Origin of the sequence: Sabulicella rubraurantiaca (assembly GCF_017355885.1) — a bacterium.
GTDB lineage: Bacteria > Pseudomonadota > Alphaproteobacteria > Acetobacterales > Acetobacteraceae > Roseococcus > Roseococcus rubraurantiacus.
Genome location: NZ_JAFEUU010000052.1, coordinates 1 through 1,639, shown reverse-complemented (window position 1 = coordinate 1,639; position 1,639 = coordinate 1). Strand labels below are relative to the sequence as shown.

Here is a 1,639-nt window from a genome sequence, read left to right as displayed (position 1 = left end):
GAGCAGACATGGCGTAACTGAGGGCGGGCGCACTCCCCGGCTGGTGGCCAGAATGGCGGACCAGCCTGCAGAGAAAGGAGTGCGAGATGGACTGCTATGTCGGCCTCGATGTCTCCATGGAGGAGACGGCCTTTTGTGTTCGCGGTCCCGAGGGCCGCATCCTCGGCCACGGCAAGGTCCCGACGGACCCAGAGGCCATTGCCGCCCTGCAGCGGTTTGGCCGCCCTGCCCGTGTGGTGCTCGAGACCGGGCGGATGGCGAACTGGCTGCATCGGGGGCTTGTGGCCCGGGATCTGCCGGCGGTGTGCGTCGATGCCCGTCAGGCGCATGCGGTGCTGAGCCAGATGCCCAACAAGACGGACGCGAACGACGCGGCGATGCTGGCCGAGTTGGCGCGGACGGGCTTCCCCCGGGCCGTGCGCGTCAAGAGCGAGGCGGCCCAGGGCATGCGGGCTCTGCTGAAGGCACGTGACCTGGTGTTGCGTCAGCGCATGGACCTCGACAACACGATCCGCGGCTTGCTGACGAGCATGGGCGTGCGGCTGCCGAAAGGGCCGCGGAAGTGGAGCGAGCGGGTGGAGCTGGCTCTGGAAGCAAACGAGGCCCTGGCCCTCGCGCTGAAACCACTCTTGCGGCTTCGGGAGGACATCGCCCGGTCGCTCGCTGAGCTGACGCGTCGGCTGCTTGCGGAAGCCAGGGGCTCGGAGCTGTGCCGCAGGCTCATGGGGGTCCCTGGGGTTGGCGCGATCACGGCCTATGCTTTCGTGGCGACGATCGACGATCCGACCCGGTTTGCCCATTCGAGATCGGTGGGCGCCTACGTCGGCCTCACCTCCAGGCGATACCAATCGGGCGAGGTCGATTACGCCGGGCGGATCACCCGCCGGGGAGACAGCATGCTGCGGACGCTGCTGTTCGAGGCCGCGTCGAGCCTGATCACCCGTGCCGGTGGGGGTGGCGCACTGCGGGAGTGGGCAGTGAGGCTTCGCGCCAAGGTGGGTCACAAGAAGGCGGGCGTGGCCTTGGCGCGCAAGCTTGGGGTCATCCTGCACCGGATGTGGGTGGATGGCACCCAGTTCCGTCCGGCCTGAGCGCAGGGGAGCGAGGCAGAGGCAGCGAGGAGGGATCATGACGAGCGGCACCTGAGAGCTACACGGGCTCCTGTCCTGGTCCGGACGGGAGGCGACGGCCGAGCCCGAGGTATTACGTGCGGCACGCCCCGGCGTGACCGCGTAGCCCACAAGCAGGGAGGCCGAAGCCTTGGACGCCATCATGAAGCGCCGCGCCACACGCGCGAGAGCGACTTCGAAGAGAACCTTGCGCCGGACCCGAATGGGAGTTCAGGATCATCACGCGCCCGCCCCAGTTAGAGAACCTACTATCGCTGGCGGGCGGAGTATGGCGGCCTGAAGTTGGACCTAGTGAAGCGGCTGAAGCAGCTGGAGCAGGAGAACGGCAGGCTTCGGAGGACGGTGGCGGACCTGACGCTGGAGGAGCTGGTGCTGAAGGAAGCCGCCTCGGGAAACTGGTGAGCCCCACCCGGCGGCGGGCCTGCGTGGAGCATGTCATGCGCGAGCTTGGCGTGTCGGAGCGCAGGGCCTGCGCGGTGCTGGGGCAACACCGATTGACACAGCGCAAG

At 68.1% G+C, this 1,639-nt stretch carries 1 protein-coding gene and 1 pseudogene; both read left to right on the top strand.

The features are described 5' to 3' along the window. The first annotated feature begins 86 nt into the window (after positions 1–86). Positions 87–1,091, top strand: coding sequence for an IS110 family RNA-guided transposase (locus tag JTJ31_RS24320; protein ID WP_207541323.1), 1,005 nt, complete (start codon positions 87–89; stop codon positions 1,089–1,091). 282 nt (positions 1,092–1,373) lie between these two features. Continuing rightward, a pseudogene (locus JTJ31_RS24315) lies at positions 1,374–1,639 on the top strand (IS3 family transposase); the annotation flags it as partial.

Bases quoted from the DNA above. Each gene is read 5' to 3' on its own strand.
- JTJ31_RS24320 (WP_207541323.1), top strand. From the start codon at position 87: ATGGACTGCTATGTCGGCCTCGATGTCTCCATGGAGGAGACGGCCTTT.